The sequence below is a fragment of the Streptomyces sp. LMG1-1-1.1 genome, from assembly GCF_040815545.1.
Lineage (GTDB): Bacteria > Actinomycetota > Actinomycetes > Streptomycetales > Streptomycetaceae > Streptomyces.
On sequence record NZ_JBFPNH010000032.1, the window covers coordinates 349,371 to 364,576 of the forward strand.

12 protein-coding genes are annotated in these 15,206 nt (G+C 73.1%); 7 read left to right on the top strand and 5 right to left on the bottom strand.

Annotated elements, in window-relative coordinates; all coding sequences use genetic code 11:
* Positions 1 to 2: 2 nt before the first annotated feature.
* The 3 genes from MRBLMG1_RS19745 to MRBLMG1_RS19755 form a co-directional block, all read right to left on the bottom strand.
* On the bottom strand, positions 3 to 1,409 hold the full coding sequence (locus MRBLMG1_RS19745; protein ID WP_367825387.1) for a sensor histidine kinase: 1,407 nt from the start codon (positions 1,407 to 1,409) through the stop codon (positions 3 to 5).
* Between the two features lie 69 nt (positions 1,410 to 1,478).
* Entirely contained in the window at positions 1,479 to 2,630 is a 1,152-nt protein-coding gene (locus tag MRBLMG1_RS19750; RefSeq protein WP_367825388.1) for an agmatine deiminase family protein, read from the bottom strand.
* Positions 2,631 to 2,777: 147 nt separating this feature from the next.
* Complete coding sequence (locus MRBLMG1_RS19755) at positions 2,778 to 4,331, bottom strand: serine/threonine-protein kinase (protein WP_367825389.1); 1,554 nt, start codon at positions 4,329 to 4,331, stop codon at positions 2,778 to 2,780.
* A 129-nt stretch (positions 4,332 to 4,460) separates the two neighbouring features.
* Here MRBLMG1_RS19755 and MRBLMG1_RS19760 point away from each other — a divergent pair, with 129 nt between their 5' ends.
* The 6 genes from MRBLMG1_RS19760 to MRBLMG1_RS19785 all read left to right on the top strand — a co-directional run bounded on the left by MRBLMG1_RS19760 (position 4,461) and on the right by MRBLMG1_RS19785 (position 12,228).
* Positions 4,461 to 5,045 carry a TetR/AcrR family transcriptional regulator gene (locus tag MRBLMG1_RS19760; RefSeq protein ID WP_367825390.1) on the top strand — a complete coding sequence of 195 codons (585 nt, stop codon included), beginning with the start codon at positions 4,461 to 4,463 and terminating at the stop codon, positions 5,043 to 5,045.
* Positions 5,046 to 5,360: 315 nt separating this feature from the next.
* Positions 5,361 to 6,527 (top strand): agmatine deiminase family protein, encoded by a 1,167-nt coding sequence (locus MRBLMG1_RS19765; RefSeq protein WP_367825391.1) that lies wholly within the window; start codon positions 5,361 to 5,363, stop codon positions 6,525 to 6,527.
* Between the two features lie 21 nt (positions 6,528 to 6,548).
* Complete coding sequence (locus MRBLMG1_RS19770) at positions 6,549 to 7,424, top strand: DUF4436 domain-containing protein (RefSeq protein ID WP_367825392.1); 876 nt, start codon at positions 6,549 to 6,551, stop codon at positions 7,422 to 7,424.
* A gap of 60 nt (positions 7,425 to 7,484) precedes the next feature.
* The gene (locus tag MRBLMG1_RS19775; protein ID WP_367825393.1) at positions 7,485 to 8,156 is read left to right on the top strand and encodes a TetR/AcrR family transcriptional regulator; all 672 of its coding nucleotides are present in this window, start codon (positions 7,485 to 7,487) and stop codon (positions 8,154 to 8,156) included.
* Between the two features lie 58 nt (positions 8,157 to 8,214).
* A complete protein-coding gene (locus tag MRBLMG1_RS19780) occupies positions 8,215 to 10,170 on the top strand; it encodes an alkyl/aryl-sulfatase (protein ID WP_367825394.1) in 1,956 nt (651 codons plus the stop codon).
* Between the two features lie 186 nt (positions 10,171 to 10,356).
* On the top strand, positions 10,357 to 12,228 hold the full coding sequence (locus tag MRBLMG1_RS19785; RefSeq protein ID WP_414721611.1) for an ATP-binding SpoIIE family protein phosphatase: 1,872 nt from the start codon (positions 10,357 to 10,359) through the stop codon (positions 12,226 to 12,228).
* Positions 12,229 to 12,240: 12 nt separating this feature from the next.
* On the opposite strand, the gene MRBLMG1_RS19790 is transcribed toward MRBLMG1_RS19785, so the two are convergent.
* Both MRBLMG1_RS19790 and MRBLMG1_RS19795 read right to left on the bottom strand, forming a co-directional pair.
* Entirely contained in the window at positions 12,241 to 13,068 is an 828-nt protein-coding gene (locus MRBLMG1_RS19790) for a DUF1684 domain-containing protein (RefSeq protein ID WP_367825395.1), read from the bottom strand.
* A 350-nt stretch (positions 13,069 to 13,418) separates the two neighbouring features.
* Positions 13,419 to 14,492 carry a chitinase gene (locus MRBLMG1_RS19795; RefSeq protein ID WP_367825396.1) on the bottom strand — a complete coding sequence of 358 codons (1,074 nt, stop codon included), beginning with the start codon at positions 14,490 to 14,492 and terminating at the stop codon, positions 13,419 to 13,421.
* Between the two features lie 206 nt (positions 14,493 to 14,698).
* On the opposite strand from MRBLMG1_RS19795, the gene MRBLMG1_RS19800 reads away from it, so the two are divergent.
* Positions 14,699 to 15,157 (top strand): group II truncated hemoglobin, encoded by a 459-nt coding sequence (locus MRBLMG1_RS19800; RefSeq protein ID WP_367825397.1) that lies wholly within the window; start codon positions 14,699 to 14,701, stop codon positions 15,155 to 15,157.
* Positions 15,158 to 15,206 lie beyond the last annotated feature (49 nt).

Genomic DNA, 15,206 nt, shown 5'->3' on the forward strand with positions numbered 1-15,206 from the left:
CCTCAAGGGGTGTGGGGGAAGAGGGTCGACGAGACGACGGCGTCCTCGCCGTCGTACGGCTCGTCGACGTCCGGGTACGGGACGAACGCGAGGGTGACGAACTGCAGGGCGACGACACCGGCGACGCCGAGGGTCAGGCCGGCGGAGCGGGCGAGCCGGTGCCACCAGCTCCGCACCGCCGACACGGCGCGTGGCTCCGCCGGGGCGGGGGTGCTCGCCGCGGCGGGGCCGGTGCGCAGGGGGATGCGGGCGTCGACCGCGTACCCGCCGCCGGCCTCGGGGCCGGCGCGCAGGGTGCCGCCGAGCAGCCGGACGCGCTCGTGCAGGCCGACGAGCCCGAGGTCGCCGCCGGGGAGGCGGACGGCTCGGGCGCCCGTGTCCTCGGGTCCGTTGCGCACGTCGACCCGTACCTGCCCGTCCTCTCGGCGCACCACGACCCGTACCTCGGCCGCGGCGGCGTGCTTGTGCACGTTGGTCAGCCCCTCGCGGATCACCCGGTCCACGGCGCGGCGGGCGGTGGGGCTCTCCCCCGCGAGGTCCTCCCCCGCCCAGTCGAGGCGGACCGCGATGCCGGCCGTGCGGGACTGGGCGACCAGGGCGGCGACGTCCGCGTGCGTGCCGGTCCGGGCGGTGAGGGGTTCGGACGTGCCCGACAGCGGATCCTCCGCGCGCAGGACGCCGAGGACATCGCGGAGTTCGGCCATCGCCAGCCGTACCGTGCTGTGCACCAGCACGGCACTGCGCCGCACCTCGGGGTCGCCGGTCTCGCCGGCCATCTCGAGGCCGCCGGAGTGCAGGGCGATCAGGCTCAGCCGGTGGCCGAGCAGGTCGTGCATCTCGCCCGCGATCCGCGAGCGTTCGCGAGATCTGGCCTGCTCCTCCGCCGAGCGGTGCGCGTGTTCCAGGAAGGCGTTGCGCTCTTCGAGGGCCCGCACCAGCCGCTCGCGCTGACCGGCCAGCGCTCCGCCGAGACCGGGCAGGACGCCGCAGACGATGCCGGTGACGAGGACGACCATCACGTCGTACTCGAGGATCGGCGCGGGCTCGACGGCCGAGTGGGCGACGGTGACCGCGAGGGGCACGGTCAGGGAGACGGTCAGGACGAGGACGCGGTGGCGGACGCGGGACCAGTACAGGCCCGCCGAGTAGGCCACGGCGGTCAGCGCTCCGCCGGTCAGCGGTTCGAACGCCATGAGCGTGGCCGCGACGACCAGCGCCGCGCCGGGCAGCCGTCGGCGGACGAGTACCGCCGCGACGGCGCCTCCGGCCGTGCCGAGCTGGCCCGCGGTCCCGAACAGCGCGCCCTGTTCGGAACTCCAGCTGTCCCAGTCCAGCAGGAGTACGACGGTCGCCACTGTCACGGCGATCAGCACCAGATCGGCGAGCAGCGGGATCACCCGGCGTCTCATCACATTCTCCCCACGTGGCCGGTCGCCGCCCGTGGACGGCGACCGGCGGGTCGTTCGGTGTCGGCCCGGTCAGACGGCCGGGGGCACGACGGGCTGCGACTGGGTGGCGCAGTGGATGCCGCCACCGCCGCCCGCGATGTTGTCGATGTCGAGCTGGATGACGTTCCGACCGGGGTAGGCGCCCTGCAGGATGGCGTAGGCCGTGCCGTCGGCGACGGGGTCGCCGAACTGCGGTACGAAGACGGCCCCGTTGGCGGTGTAGTAGTTGGTGTAGCTGGACAGGAAGGCGCTGTTGCCGGTTCCGACACGGGTCTGCTTGCGGTCCGGGCCGGGGAGTTCGGTGATGGTCAGCGGGCGGCCCTGCGCGTCCGTCGCGCCCTGCAGGATCTTCTTGGTCTCGTTGTAGACGGCGACCCACTTGGGGTCGGTGCGCGGGCCGGGCTGGTCGAGCATCACGTGGCCCGGTGCGACGAAGCGGGCGAGGCAGTCGATGTGGCAGTCGGTGATGTCCTGGCCGGCGAGGCCGGGCACCCAGATCACCTTGTCGATGCCGAGCGCCGACTTCATCGCCTGCTCGACCTGGTCCTGGCTCATGCCCGGGTTGCGGTTGGCGTTGACGAGGGAGCTGACGGTGGCGAGCAGGGTGCCCTGGCCGTCGGTCTCCAGCGAGCCGCCCTCGCCGACGAGTCCGGCCTGGACGCGCGGGACGCCGTACTGGGCGAGCAGGGACGCGGCCGCGACCGCGTCGTTGGCGTGGGTCTGCTTGTTGCCCCAGCCGTTGAAGTTGGTGTCCACGCCCGCGAGGGCGCCGGGGGCGACGACGAAGGTCGGGCCGAAGTCGCGGATCCACAGGTCGTCGTTGGGTATGTCCAGGACCTGGATGCCGTAGTAGGCGCCGGCTCCGCAGTAGTAGCGGGCGTCGGCCGCCTGGCCGGGCCGGGCGAGCACGACGACGGGCTCGTAGCGGGAGATCGCGTCGGCGACTCTGGCGATGTCCCTCCGGACGCCCGCGAGCTGGGTGGACCAGACGGACGAGAGCGCCGGCCAGGCCATGAAGGTCCGGACGTGGCGGTCGGTCTCCGCGGGCATCCGCAGCGTCGCTCCCGAGGGGCTGGTGGCGGCGTGGGCCACCGCGGGCAGTGCCGACCCGAGGGCCGCGAGGGGCAGTGCCGCCGCGCCGAACTGGAGCAGTCGGCGCCGGGAGGTCGTGGGCGTGTCCATGGGAACTCCTGCGTGAGGGAAGTGGAGGTTGCTGTTCCCCCGCATGCTGTCGCAGACTGAAAATTCAGTCAATGATCTTGAAATGACCATGGCTACGCAGGGAGCGCACCGGCCGGCGCGGGCCAGGCGGGACCTTCCGGACACCCCCTAGGCACGGCGGTAGCGGTCGAACGCGGCCGTGACGGGGCCGCCGTCGGACTGGGCCTCGACCAGGCGCACCACGACGAGGTCCCGGCCGTCGGCGCTGCGGACGCAGAAGGGGCGCTCGTCGGCCACCTCCGCGAACGCGACCTTGGTGACCGGCTCCGTCTCGATCCCCCGGACGCAGTCGGCGGGGCTGAGCTCGTCGCCGGCGGAGACGAAGGCGTCGCTGTCCTCGGGGAGCACGAACTCGGACCGTTCGCGGGCCAGGTACCAGGCGGCGGTGTTCGAGGGGACGACCTTGCCCGCCTTCAGGTCGAACTCGTAGGTGGCGTCCGGCGAGGTCAGTTCGACGCTCTGGCCGCCGGCGACGTAGACGGCCGGGGAGGACGCCGGGTCGGGACCGTCGGCGGAGTTCGCCTCCTGCGGGGCGGTGATCGCGTAGGCGCCGCCGGCCATGACGACGATCGCGAGCGCCACGAGGGCCGTCAGCGTCCGCCGCCGCCGGCGCTTCGGGGCCCGGCGCGAGGGCGTCGCCGGGGCGGCCCCGCTCCCCGACCGGGGCGACGTGGCCGGAGTCGCCGCCGACGCCTCCGCCGCGAGGGTGGGCTGCGCGTGGACCGGTGGCGCCGTGCCCGGCCCGGACCGCACGACCCGTCCCGCCACCTCGCTGGAGATCGACTGCGGCAGCCAGCCCTCGGCGAACTCGGGGCGGGGCCCCACCAGCGGATGGGCGTGGACGGCCGCCATCAGCTCCGCGGTGGTGGGGCGCTCCTCCGGGCGCTTGGCCAGGCACCAGGCCACCAGGTCCCGCAGCTCGTGCGGCACCCGGCCCAAGTCGGGCCGCTCGTGGACCACCCGGTACAGCGCGGCCGATTCGGGACCGGCCCCGAAGGGGGTCTCGCCGCTCGCCACGTACGCGACCAGGGCGCCGAGCGCGAAGACGTCGGTGGCCGGGGACACCGTCCGGCCGAGCGCCTGCTCGGGGGCCATGTAGGCCGCGGTGCCGATGCTCAGTCCCACGCCGGTCAAGGCGGTGGCGTCGGCCGCCCGCGCGATGCCGAAGTCGATGACGCGGGGGCCGTCCTCCGCGATCAGCACGTTGGCCGGCTTGAGGTCGCGGTGGACGACGCCGGCCCGGTGGATCGCCTGGAGGGCCTCGGCGATGCCGGCCACGAGGAGCAGAACCGTGCGGACCGGGAGCGGGCCGTGCCGCTGGACCACCTGGTGCAGGGAGGGGCCGGGGACGTAGGCGGTGGCGAACCACGGGGTCGGGGCGTCCACGCCGGAGGCGACCACCTGGGCGGTGAACAGGCCGTGGATGCGTTCGGCGCTGGCCACCTCCTGGGCGAAGCGGCGGCGGAACCCGGGGTCGCCCGCGAACTCGTCCCGCACCACCTTCAGCGCGATCGGACGGCCGCCGGGCGTGTGCGCCAGGTACACCACGCCCATGCCGCCGGATCCCAGCCGGGCCTGGAGGCGGTAGCCGCCGATCTCGCGGGGGTCGTCGGCCGACAGCGCCGCGTGAGGGGGCTGGACACCGGGGAGCTGAGCGGTCATGCGGCGGCTCTTTCGAGGGAGGGAACGGTGGGCGCGGTCGACGGACAGGACTCGCGCATCGTGCCCTCTAACTAAAGATTCAGTCAATATGCGACACTCTTGGTTCAGACCACTTTCAAGGGGGATCACGTGTCGACGGACCGCCGTAGGGCCATCCTGGAAGCCGCCGCCCGGGTCATCGCCCGGCGAGGGGTACGCGGGCTCCGCATGGAGGAGCTCGCGACCGAGGCCGGGGTGTCCACCGCACTGATCTACTACCACTTCAAGGACCGGGCCGGCATCCTGCGCAACACCCTGGAGTTCATCAGCGACCGGGCCGACCGGTACACCTCCGAGGAGGAGGACGCCGCCGACGGGCCGCACGACGCCCGGCAGGAGCTGGAGCAGACCCTGCTGCTCGAGTTCCAGGACCTGCCCGAGGTCCGCGAGAACAGTACGGCCTGGGGCGAACTGCGCGCCAGCGCGGTCTTCGAACCCGAACTGCGCGGCGATCTGGCCAGAGCCACCCTGGCCTGGATCCACGATGTCGCGGACCTGCTCGGCCGGATACGGCCGACCGCTCCCGCGCCGTCCCTCACCGCGTCCGCGGAGCGGCTCACCGCCCTCCTGGAGGGGCTCAGCACACGCTGGCTGAGCGGCGCGCTGCCGCTGGCCCACGCACGCGAGCTGACGAGGGACGCGGTCGCGGTGGAACTCGAGCGGCTGGACCACTGACCGCCGGCGCGTGGCCCTGGAGTGCGACGCCGAGATGACTCGCCAGCTCGCCATCGCCGGCGGCCACCCCAAGCCCCGGAGCCGGTGGGGCGGCTCCGCCCGGCGCCCTCGCCTCGCGGGATTTGACTGAATTTTCAGTCAGTGTCAGAGTGGCGACACGAAGGCCGTATCCCACCTCGCGGTACCGGCGATTCCCTAAGCGGTACGGGCACGCTGTGCACGGACAGTGCACGAGCGCGGGCCACGGGCCCCGCCCCACCGACACCCCCGACCGCCGGATGCCCGGTCCCGCAAGCCCACGATCGGAGACCCCACATGTCCGACCTCCCCTCCCGCCGCTCGGCCCTGCGCGTCCTCGCCGGCGTCGGCGCGCTCACGCTCGGCGCCGCGGCGTGCGGCCCCGGCGGCTCCGGTGACCCGGGCCGCTCCGCCGGCACCGCCACCGGCGGGCAGGCCGCGCCGTCGGACGAGGACCGCCGGATGCCCGCCGAGTGGGAGAGCCACGCCCGCACCTTCATGTCGTGGCCGGCGCTCGCGTCCGTCTGGGAGGACGACCTCCCCTACGTACGCGAGGACATCGCGCGGGTCGCCCGCGCCATCTCGGAGTACGAGGCCGTCGTCATGATGGCCCGGCCGGACCAGATGGCCGGCGCCCAGAAGGCGTGCGGCTCCGGCGTCGAGGTCATCGCCCTCCCCGTCGACGACCTGTGGGCCCGCGACACGGTCCCCGTCTTCGTCGAGCAGGACGGGAAGGTCGAGGGAGTCGACTTCAACTTCAACGGCTGGGGCAACAAGCAGACCCACGGCAACGACGCCCAGGTCGGCCGGCTCCTGCTGCGCAAGTACGGGATCCCCCGCATCCAGGCGCCGCTCGTCGCCGAGGGCGGCTCCTTCGAGACGGACGGCGAGGGGACCCTCCTGATCACCGAGAGCTCGATCGTCAACGACAACCGCAACCCCGGCAAGTCCCGCGGCGAGATCGAGGACGAGCTCAAGGAACTCCTCGGCATGGAGAAGGTGATCTGGCTGAAGGGCGTGCGCGGCGAGGACATCACCGACGCACACGTCGACAGCCTCGTGCGGTTCACGGCGCCCGGCGTCGTCCTCCTGGACCGCGCCTTCCCCGGCATGCCCGCCGACTCCTGGTCCCGCTCCTCCGAGCAGGCCATGTCCGTACTGAGCGAGGCGACCGACGCCCAGGGCCGCGAGTTCGAGATCATCGACCTCCCGCAGCCCGACCCCGACCTGGTCACCGGCTACACCGACGACTTCCTGTCGACGTACGCCAACTTCTACGTCGGCAACGACGCGCTCTACATGCCGAAGTTCGGCGACAAGAAGGCCGACGACCGGGCGCGCGGCATCCTGCAGGAGCAGTTCCCGAAGCGGGAGGTCGTGCAGCTGAGCATCGACACCATCGCCACCGGAGGCGGCGGCATCCACTGCGCCACCCACGACGAGCCCGGCAAGCCGGTCGCGTAACCACGATCCACGGGAGCCTCCATGTCCTCCATCCGACGCCACAAGCCGAGCCGGGGCCGGGTCCTGCCCGCCGTGGTGGCCTGCTGCCTGGTCGCGGCCGCCATCGCGCTCGGCACGTGGCTCCAGTTCGGCGAGCGGCAGGCCCTGGACCAGGTGTACAGCGCGGGCGGTTCGGAGCCCGACCGCGTGGACATCGAGGCCTCCGTCCAGCGTGTCGACGCCGCCGGCCGTGAGCTGACCCTGCGCGTGCTCGTCACGCCGCGCGGGGAGCTCGCCGAGGCCGGCGGCGTCTCCCCCACCGAGGACCTGACGCTCCAGACGTCGACCTCCACCCGGGGCGACCTGTCCTTCAAGGCGCACAGCCGCATCGCCACCATGGACCTGCCCGTCACGCTGACCGGCGGCTCGATCACGGACTACCCCTTCGACGCCTACACCGCCGCCATCGAGTTCAGTGCCACGCAAGGGGGCGAGAAGGTCCCCGTCCACATGACGCTGGCCAACAGCGACGCCCTCTTCTCGGCCCGGGTGGACGCGGTGGCGGAGAGCGGGGCCGCGGTCTTCGACGTCGACCTCGGGCGCTCCAACAGCGTGCTCATCTTCGCCGTCTTCATGATGGCCGCCATGTGGGCGCTCGCCCTCTCGGTGCTCACCGGCGCCTGGTTCCTCGTCACCCGGCGCCTGGGCCTGACCTGGCCCGCCCTCGGCTGGATGGCGGCCACCCTCTTCGCCCTCGCGGCCTTCCGCAACACCGCCCCGGGCGCCCCGCCCATCGGCTCCCTCCTGGACTACATCGCCTTCCTCTGGGCCGAGACGGTCATCGCGTTCTGCCTCGTCACGGTGGTGGCCTCGGGCTTCAGGAACGAACGCCGGGCGTCCCGCGAGGCCACCCCCTGAGGCCCCCGTCACCCCAGGTGACGTGCCCGTCTCCGCCGCCGGCTCTGACACGATGACCCGATGGGTGACACAGGGACCGACGGCGGGGACGGGACGGACGCCGGCGCACGGGGGCGCCGGCGCCGGCGCGATCCGGAATGGACGTACGCGGCGCTGGTGGACGCGCTGCTCGCACTCGTCTCCGAGGACGGGCGGGAGCCCACGCGGAAGGCGATCGCCGAGCGGGCGGGGGTGTCGGAGCGGACGGTGTTCGTGCACTTCGCCGACCGAGAGACGCTGTACGTCGCCGCCGCCCGGCGGCAGGCCGAGCGGTGGCGCGCCCACGCGGAGCCGGTGGCGCCGGGCTGGGAGACCGCGCGGAAGGTACGGGCGCTGCTGGCACAGCGCGGCCGCATGTACGAGGTGATGACCCCGATCCGCAGGATCGGGCTCGGTCTGGAGGCGGACTCGCCGGGGCTGCGCGGGGTGATGGCCGAGGGGGACGCCTGGCTGCGGGCCGACCTCGCCGGGATGTTCGCTCCGGAGCTGGACGCGGAACCGGGCGCCCGGCGCCCCGGCGGACTGCTCGACGCGGTGGAGGCCGCCTGCTCGTGGGCGGTGTGGGACCACCTCCGGTCCCGCCGGGGGCTCGACGAGTCGGCGGCGCGCGCGGCGATCGGCCGCACGCTCCGGGCACTCCTCGGGGTCGGCGCGGGGCCCGCCGCGGACGTTCCGGAGGCGCCCGCCTCTTGACTCGTATTGCAGTGTGACTGCAATAGTGGGCGCCCGACCGAGAAGGGTGCGCACTGCCATGACTCCGATGAACCGGCGCGGCTTCGCCGTGGCCGCGATGGGCGCGGCGGCGGCCGCCGTCTCGCTGAACCCGCAGACCGCCGAGGCGCTCGCCGGACACCTCCCCCACGACGTACCGACGACGCCGACGCGGACCGGCGGGCTGCCGTACGACGACGACGCCGACTTCGCCGACGCCGACCGCGGCTTCGTCGCGGCCTTCACCGGCGGGCCGATCACCACCGCCGCCGGCAAGACCGTCTGGGACCCCGCGGCCTACCGGTTCCTCGCCGCGGCGGAGGACGACGCGGACGCTCCCGACACGGTCGACCCGAGCCTGTGGCGGCAGGCCCGCCTGCTGTCACGCCAGGGGCTCTACCGGGTCACCGACCGGATCTACCAGGTCAGGGGCCTCGACCTGTCCAACATGACGATCGTCGAGGGCGACACCGGCATCATCGTCATCGACCCGCTGATCTCCACCGAGACCGCCGCCGCGGCCCTGCGGCTCTACCGCGACCACCGCGGCGACCGACCGGTCCGGGCCATGATCTACACCCACCCGCACGTCGACCACTTCGGCGGCTGCCGCGGCGTGCTGCCCGACGGAGCCGGGGACGTGCCCGTCCTCGCCCCGAAGGGCTTCATGGAGCACGCCGTCAGCGAGAACGTGTACGTCGGCACCGCGATGGCCCGCCGCGCCGCCTACATGTACGGCTCCACCCTCCCGAAGAACGCGGCCGCGCAGGTCGGCTGCGGGCTCGGCCTCACCGTCTCGCTCGGCACCGTCGGGCTCATCGCGCCCACCCGCCTCATCGGCGCCACCGGCGAGGAGGTCACCCTGGACGGGGTGCGCATCAGGTTCCAGATGACCCCGGGGACCGAGTGCCAGGAGGAGATGAACTTCCTCTTCCCCGACCTGCGCGCGGTCTGCATGGCGGAGAACGCCACGCACACCATGCACAACGTGCTCACCCTGCGCGGTGCCCAGGTGCGCGACGCCCACGCCTGGGCCGGCTACCTCACCGAGTCGATCGGCCTCTACAGCGGCGCCGCCGACGTCGCCTTCGCCTCCCACCACTGGCCCACCTGGGGCAACGACGCCATCGTCGCGCTGCTCACCCACCAGCGGGACCTGTACGGCTACCTGCACGACCAGACCGTGCGGCTGATCAACCGCGGCCTGACCGGCACCGAGATCGCGGAGACCTTCCGGCTCCCGCCCCAGCTGGAAGGCGTCTGGGCCAACCGCGGCTACTACGGCTCCCTGAGCCACAACGTCAAGGCCGTCTACCAGCGGTACATGGGCTGGTTCGACGGCAACCCCGCCCATCTGTGGCAGCACCCGCCCGTCGAGGAGGCCCGCCGCTGGGTGGAGTCCCTCGGCGGCCAGGCCGCGGTCCGCGCCCGCGCCCGGCACTACGCCGACCGCGGCGACCTGCGCTTCGCGGTCACGCTGCTCGGCCACGCCGTCTTCAACGACCCCGACGACACCCGGGCCAAGCGCCAACTCGCCGACCTCTACACTAGGTTGGGCCGCGCCGTCGAGAACGCCGTGTGGCGGAACTTCTACCTCACCGGCGCCCAGGAACTCCTCCACGGCATCACCCCGCACGCCACCGCCACCCTCGGCCCGGACATGTACCTCGCCCTGTCGACCGGCCAGATCATCGACAGCCTCGCCGTCCGCGTCGACGGGCCGAAGGCCTGGTCCCTCCGGCTCGCCGTCGACTGGCACATCGGCGCCGACTACTGGCACCTGCGCCTCGGCAACGGCCTGCTCACCTGGACCACCGGCAGCCGCCCCAGTCCCGACGCCGGCCTGACCATGACGATGACCAAGCCCCAACTCCTCGCCCTGCTCGCCGGAAAGGGCACCGCCGGCATCACCATGGCCGGTGACCCCGGCCTCCTCACCCGCCTCCTCTCGGTCCTCGACACCCCCGACACGGACTTCCCGATCGTCACCCCCTGACGACACCGCGTCGCCGTCACGAACCGTGCGGCGGTGCTCCCCGAGTGTGATCGTGCGGGTACATGCGGGTCCGTCTTCCGCATGGCTGGTGCATACCGGCGGCTTCCGGTGCATGCTGTGCAGCAAGAGCGTTCGAGTTCCTGTGTGGAGGCCGAAAGAGTGAAAGGCGGCAACCGGAGGCGGCGCGTGAGCAGCCGGGCTTCGGGTGGGCAGGGCTCGGTGGTGCGCCGGTCAGGGGGCTCCCGCGGGCGGTCCGCGCGCGGCAGCGGTGGTGTTCCGCTTGACCGGCTGTCCACGCGGGGGCGGCTCGCGTGGCTGAGTTCCGCCGGGTCGAGGATCGGGACGACGCTGGACCTGGAGCGCACCGCTCGGGAGCTGGCCGAGTTCACGGTGCCGGGCTTCGCCGACGGGGCCGCCGTCGACATCCTGGAGAGCGTCCTGCGCGGCGACGAGGGCTCGCGGTGGACCGGAACGGGCGTTCCGCCGATGCGGGCGGCCGCGCTGTGCTCGGTCGAGGAGCTGTCGTCGCTGGAGCCGACGCCGGTCGGCGAGACGTTCGTACGCGCCGAGGAGCAGCACGAGACGCTGCTCCACCGCTACTGCCTGCGGCAGGGCAAGCCGGTGCTGCTGAGCCGCATGCGGCACGACGACTTCATCAAGGTGGCGCCCACGGAGCGCGCCGCGGCGAAGATGCGCGCCGCCGGGGTGCACAGCTACCTCGCGGTGCCCCTGATCGCCCGCGGGCTGCTGCTCGGGAGCGCCGACTTCGTGCGCGGCGCGGGTTCGCCGCCGTTCTCGGCCACGGACCTCGCGCTCGCCGAGCAGCTGGCCTCCCAGGCCGCCGTCTTCATCGACAACGCCCGGCTGTACGGGCGTGAGCGCGAGCACGTCGTGTCGTTGCAGCGCAGTCTGCTGCCGCGCGCGACGCCGGTCACGCCGGGGCTGCGCGTGCACGCCGAGTACGCCCCGTCCACGGGCCACCACGCGGTGGGCGGCGACTGGTACGACGTCATGGCGCTGCCCAGCGGTCGTACGGCTCTGATGGTGGGCGACGTGATGGGGCACGGTCTGCCCGCCGCCGCGACCATGGGGCGCCTGCGGGCGGTCGCGCGCACCCTGATGACCCTGGACATGGCCCCGGAGCGCGTCCTCGCCCGGCTGGACCTCGCCACCCGTGACCTGGAGGACGAGCAGGTCGCCACCTGTCTCTGCGCGGTGTACGACCCGGCCGACTCCACGTACACGCTGGCCAGCGCCGGGCACCTGCCCCCGCTCCTGCTCGACGGACACGGCTCCGCCGACTTCGTGGACGTGCCCATCGGCGCGCCGCTCGGGGCGGGGGTGATTCCGTACGATCCGGTCCGCGTGACGGTCCCCGAGGGCGGCGACCTGATCATGTACACGGACGGCCTCATCAAGTCCCGGCACGCCGACCTGGACCATCAGCTGGACCTGCTGCGCGCGGCGGCGCTCGCCCCGGGGCCCGGGGCGCTCGCCGGGGGCGGCCTGGTGGAGCGCGCGCCGGCCGGCGACGCACGCTTCGACGAGGCGGTGCTCCTCACCGCGACGACCATGGCGACGACGACGGTGACGACCACCGCGACCCCGACGGCGGCTCCGACGGTCCCGACGACCGGGGCGTTCCCGACGGCGGCGTCCGGGTTCGCCGGGAACCCGGACGCCCCGGTCGACCTCCGCGTGTGGCGGCTGCCGCAGGAGGGCCGCGCCGCGTCCGTCGCCCGGGGCCTGGTCACCGAGCAGCTCGCCGAGTGGAATCTGACGGAGCTCGCCGACGTGTGCGAACTCGTCGTCTCCGAACTCGTCGGCAACGCCCTGCGCTACGGCAACGGCCCCGGCGAACTCCGGCTCCTCCGCGGCGAGCGCCTCGTCGTCGAGGTCTCGGACACGGGACCCGACCTGCCGCAGATCCAGCACGCGGACCTCAGCGACGAGGGCGGCCGCGGCCTCCAGCTCATCAACATGCTCTGCCGCCGGTGGGGCTCCTGCCGCACCGTCACCGGCAAGGTCGTGTGGGCGGAGCAGAACCTGCACTCCTGACCGGCGTCGCCGTCAGACGCGCCGCTCGTGGGGGATCTGCTCGCCCGCCTCGATCGCGACGGGAAGCCGGTTCTCGGCCGGGGGCAGCGGGCAGGTGGCGAAGTCGGTGTAGGCGCAGGGGAGATTGGTGGCGCGGTTGAAGTCCAGCACCACCGTGCCGTCGGGCCCGGGGGCGTCGACGCGGAGGTCTCGGTTGGCGGCGTACGTGGTGACGCCCGAGGTCGCGTCGGTGAAGAGCACGGTGAGGCCGCCGGGGGTGTGGCCGTTGAAGGCGGTCAGGCTCAGTTCGCGGCCGTCGAGGCGGAAGGTGATCCGGCCCGGCGCGTCGTAGACGTGCCACAGGCCCTCGACGGAGGCGCCGACGGTGGTCGGACGCGGCTCGGGGAAGGGGAGGTACCGGCCGGTGACCACCCAGCGCGGATCGGGTGCGTAGGCGGGGGTTCCCCCGAAGTCGACCCGCAGCGGATGGCCGGGGTCCCTCGGGCGCACCACGTGGTGACCGCCGCGCTTGGCGACCTCGATCACGATGTCGCCCCAGACGGCGTCGATGCCGCCGCGCTCGGGGATCGCTCCGAAGGTGTACCGCCCCCGCACCGGGGTGCCGTCGACGACGAGTTCCGTCCCCTCGTCGAGTGCGACGGTGACGCCGTCGGGTCCGGTCGACCAGGATCCGGGCACGCCGGGGAAGCGCTGCGGCTCTGCGGCGAGCCAGTGCAGGCCGGTGATGGCGAGGAAGCCGTGCTCAGCGGCGAGCCGGGCGTCCTTGGCGCGGTGCCACTCCGCCCACTCCTCGGCGAAGTCGGGAGCGGTGGTGGCGGACGGGACGGTCGGGGCACTCATGTGTCCTCCTGCGAGGTGGGTCGTGGCATGGGCGCGCGGCCCGCGCCGCGGATCACCGGGGCAGGGGGGACGGACAGCCGGGCGGGCCGCGCGGGGTGGCGCTCAGGGCGCGAGCGGTACGCGAGAGGTACGCGAAGGCCCTGCGGTCGCGGCGGGACGCCGGTGGGGAGGGAGGGCCTCGGTGTCAGCCCGAACAGGACGTCGTCGTGACGCGCGCGTAGTCCACGTGGCGGCGCATCACGAGCAGGGTCATGGGGCCAGCAAAGCACACCCCTCGCACGGGACGCCAGGGTGCCCGCGGAAAGGGGACGCCCCCGCCGTGGCGGGGCGTCCTCGTGCGCCGGACCGGGCTACCGGCCCTGGAGGGCCTTGACGTTGTCGCCGAAGGTCCAGTTCTTCGAACCGTCCCAGTTGGCCGACCAGGTCATGAGGCCCTTGAGGGAACCGCCGTAGTGGTTCCAGGCCTGGGCCACGGCCGTCGGGGCCATGTACCCGCCGCCGGCGCCCGGTTGGGCGGGGAGGCCGGGGACCTGCTTGTCGTACGGGACGCGGATGGTGGTGCCCTGGATCACGAGTCCGCGGTTGAGGCAGTCGGTCTGGGCGACGAACCCGGCGACGGTGCCGGCGGAGTAGGAGTCGCCGGAGCAGCCGTACATGCTGCCGTTGTAGTACTGCATGTTGAGCCACCAGAGGCGGCCGTTGTCCGCGTACTTCTTGACGATGGGGAGGTACGCGCCCCAGATGGACCCGTAGGCCACGCTGCCGCCCGTGACGTACGCGGTCTCCGGTGCCATGGTCAGTCCGAATCCGGCGGGCATGCGGGCGAGGACGCCGTCGATGATGCGCACCAGGTTGGCCTGCGAGGTGGAGAGGGTGCCGATGGACCCGCTGCCGACGAGGCCGGTCTCGATGTCGATGTCGATGCCGTCGAAGTTGTACGTCTTGAGGATCGGCACGACGGTCTCGACGAAGCGGTCGGCGACGGCGCGGGAGCTGAGGTCGATTCCGGCGGCGGCACCGCCGATCGAGAGCAGGAGGGTGGCCCCGGCGGCCTTCGCGCGGCACATCTCGGCCGGGGTGGAGACGCGGACGGTGCTGTCCATGCCGTCCTCCCACAGCACCGTGCCGTCCGAACGGATCACGGGAAAGGCCGCGTTGACGACGTTGTAGCCGTGGGCCGCGAACCGCGGGTCGTCGATGGGCGCCCAGCCGAAGGGCGGATGGACGCCGTTGGCTGCGCCGTCCCAGTTCTCCCAGTACCCCTGGAGCACCTTTCCTGCGGGCTTCTGCTTGACGGCGCAGGTGTCCGCCGCGGGTGCCGCGGCGGCGGGAGTCGGGGCGAGCGTGGTGGCGACGAGAGCGGCGGCGGCGAGCAGGGTGCCGAGACCCGCTCCGAGGGTGCGGGTGATCCGATGGCCTGGCATGCGTGCTCCTGAGGACGTGGGGTGTTCCTAGGCTTCGCGCGCGTTCCAGCAGACCGTAGGTTGGTCCAGACCTTTCGTCAACAGGCTTGACGGCAAGGGGACTTGGGATGGCGGCGGCGACTCGCCCCGCCGAGAGCGAACATCCTTGGATCCGGGCCGTGTCACGGGGAGGCTGGGAGCACACACCCGGATCCCGGAGGCCTTCCATGAGCGCCGAACACCCGAACACCCTGTACGAGGCCGTGGGCGGAGCCGACGCGCTGCGCCGGCTCTCCGAGACGTTCTACGAAGGGGTCCTGGCCGACCCCCTCCTCGCACCCGTCTTCGCCGACTTCACCGCCACCCACGTCGAGCACGTGGCCGTATGGCTGGCGGAGGTCTTCTCGGGACCCGCCGCGTTCACGGCGGAGCACGGCGGCCACCAGGCCCTGCTCCGCGCCCACCTCGGCCTCGGCATCACCGAGGAACAGCGGCTGCGCTGGATGGAGTTGATGACGGCGGCCGTGGAGAAGGAGCTGCCCGACGACGCCCTGCTGCGCCGCCGGGTGATCGAGTACTTCGACTGGGGCACCCGGATCGCCGAGGACGTCTCGTCCTCGCCCCGGGGAACCGACCTCGGCGAACCCGGCCCGACCCCGCGCTGGGGCTGGGACGGCCTCGCCTGACCCCACCACCGGATCCGGAGCCGGGGCCGAGGCGCACTGCCTCGACCCC

What these genes read in the sequence shown, in the direction of transcription:
- MRBLMG1_RS19755 (WP_367825389.1), bottom strand. Translation starts at nt 4,331, where the DNA reads ATGACCGCTCAGCTCCCCGGTGTCCAGCCCCCTCACGCGGCGCTGTCG.
- MRBLMG1_RS19790 (WP_367825395.1), bottom strand. Translation starts at nt 13,068, where the DNA reads ATGAGTGCCCCGACCGTCCCGTCCGCCACCACCGCTCCCGACTTCGCC.
- MRBLMG1_RS19800 (WP_367825397.1), top strand. Translation starts at nt 14,699, where the DNA reads ATGAGCGCCGAACACCCGAACACCCTGTACGAGGCCGTGGGCGGAGCC.
- MRBLMG1_RS19775 (WP_367825393.1), top strand. Translation starts at nt 7,485, where the DNA reads ATGGGTGACACAGGGACCGACGGCGGGGACGGGACGGACGCCGGCGCA.
- MRBLMG1_RS19780 (WP_367825394.1), top strand. Translation starts at nt 8,215, where the DNA reads ATGACTCCGATGAACCGGCGCGGCTTCGCCGTGGCCGCGATGGGCGCG.
- MRBLMG1_RS19770 (WP_367825392.1), top strand. Translation starts at nt 6,549, where the DNA reads ATGTCCTCCATCCGACGCCACAAGCCGAGCCGGGGCCGGGTCCTGCCC.
- MRBLMG1_RS19795 (WP_367825396.1), bottom strand. Translation starts at nt 14,492, where the DNA reads ATGCCAGGCCATCGGATCACCCGCACCCTCGGAGCGGGTCTCGGCACC.
- MRBLMG1_RS19750 (WP_367825388.1), bottom strand. Translation starts at nt 2,630, where the DNA reads ATGGACACGCCCACGACCTCCCGGCGCCGACTGCTCCAGTTCGGCGCG.
- MRBLMG1_RS19745 (WP_367825387.1), bottom strand. Translation starts at nt 1,409, where the DNA reads ATGAGACGCCGGGTGATCCCGCTGCTCGCCGATCTGGTGCTGATCGCC.
- MRBLMG1_RS19765 (WP_367825391.1), top strand. Translation starts at nt 5,361, where the DNA reads ATGTCCGACCTCCCCTCCCGCCGCTCGGCCCTGCGCGTCCTCGCCGGC.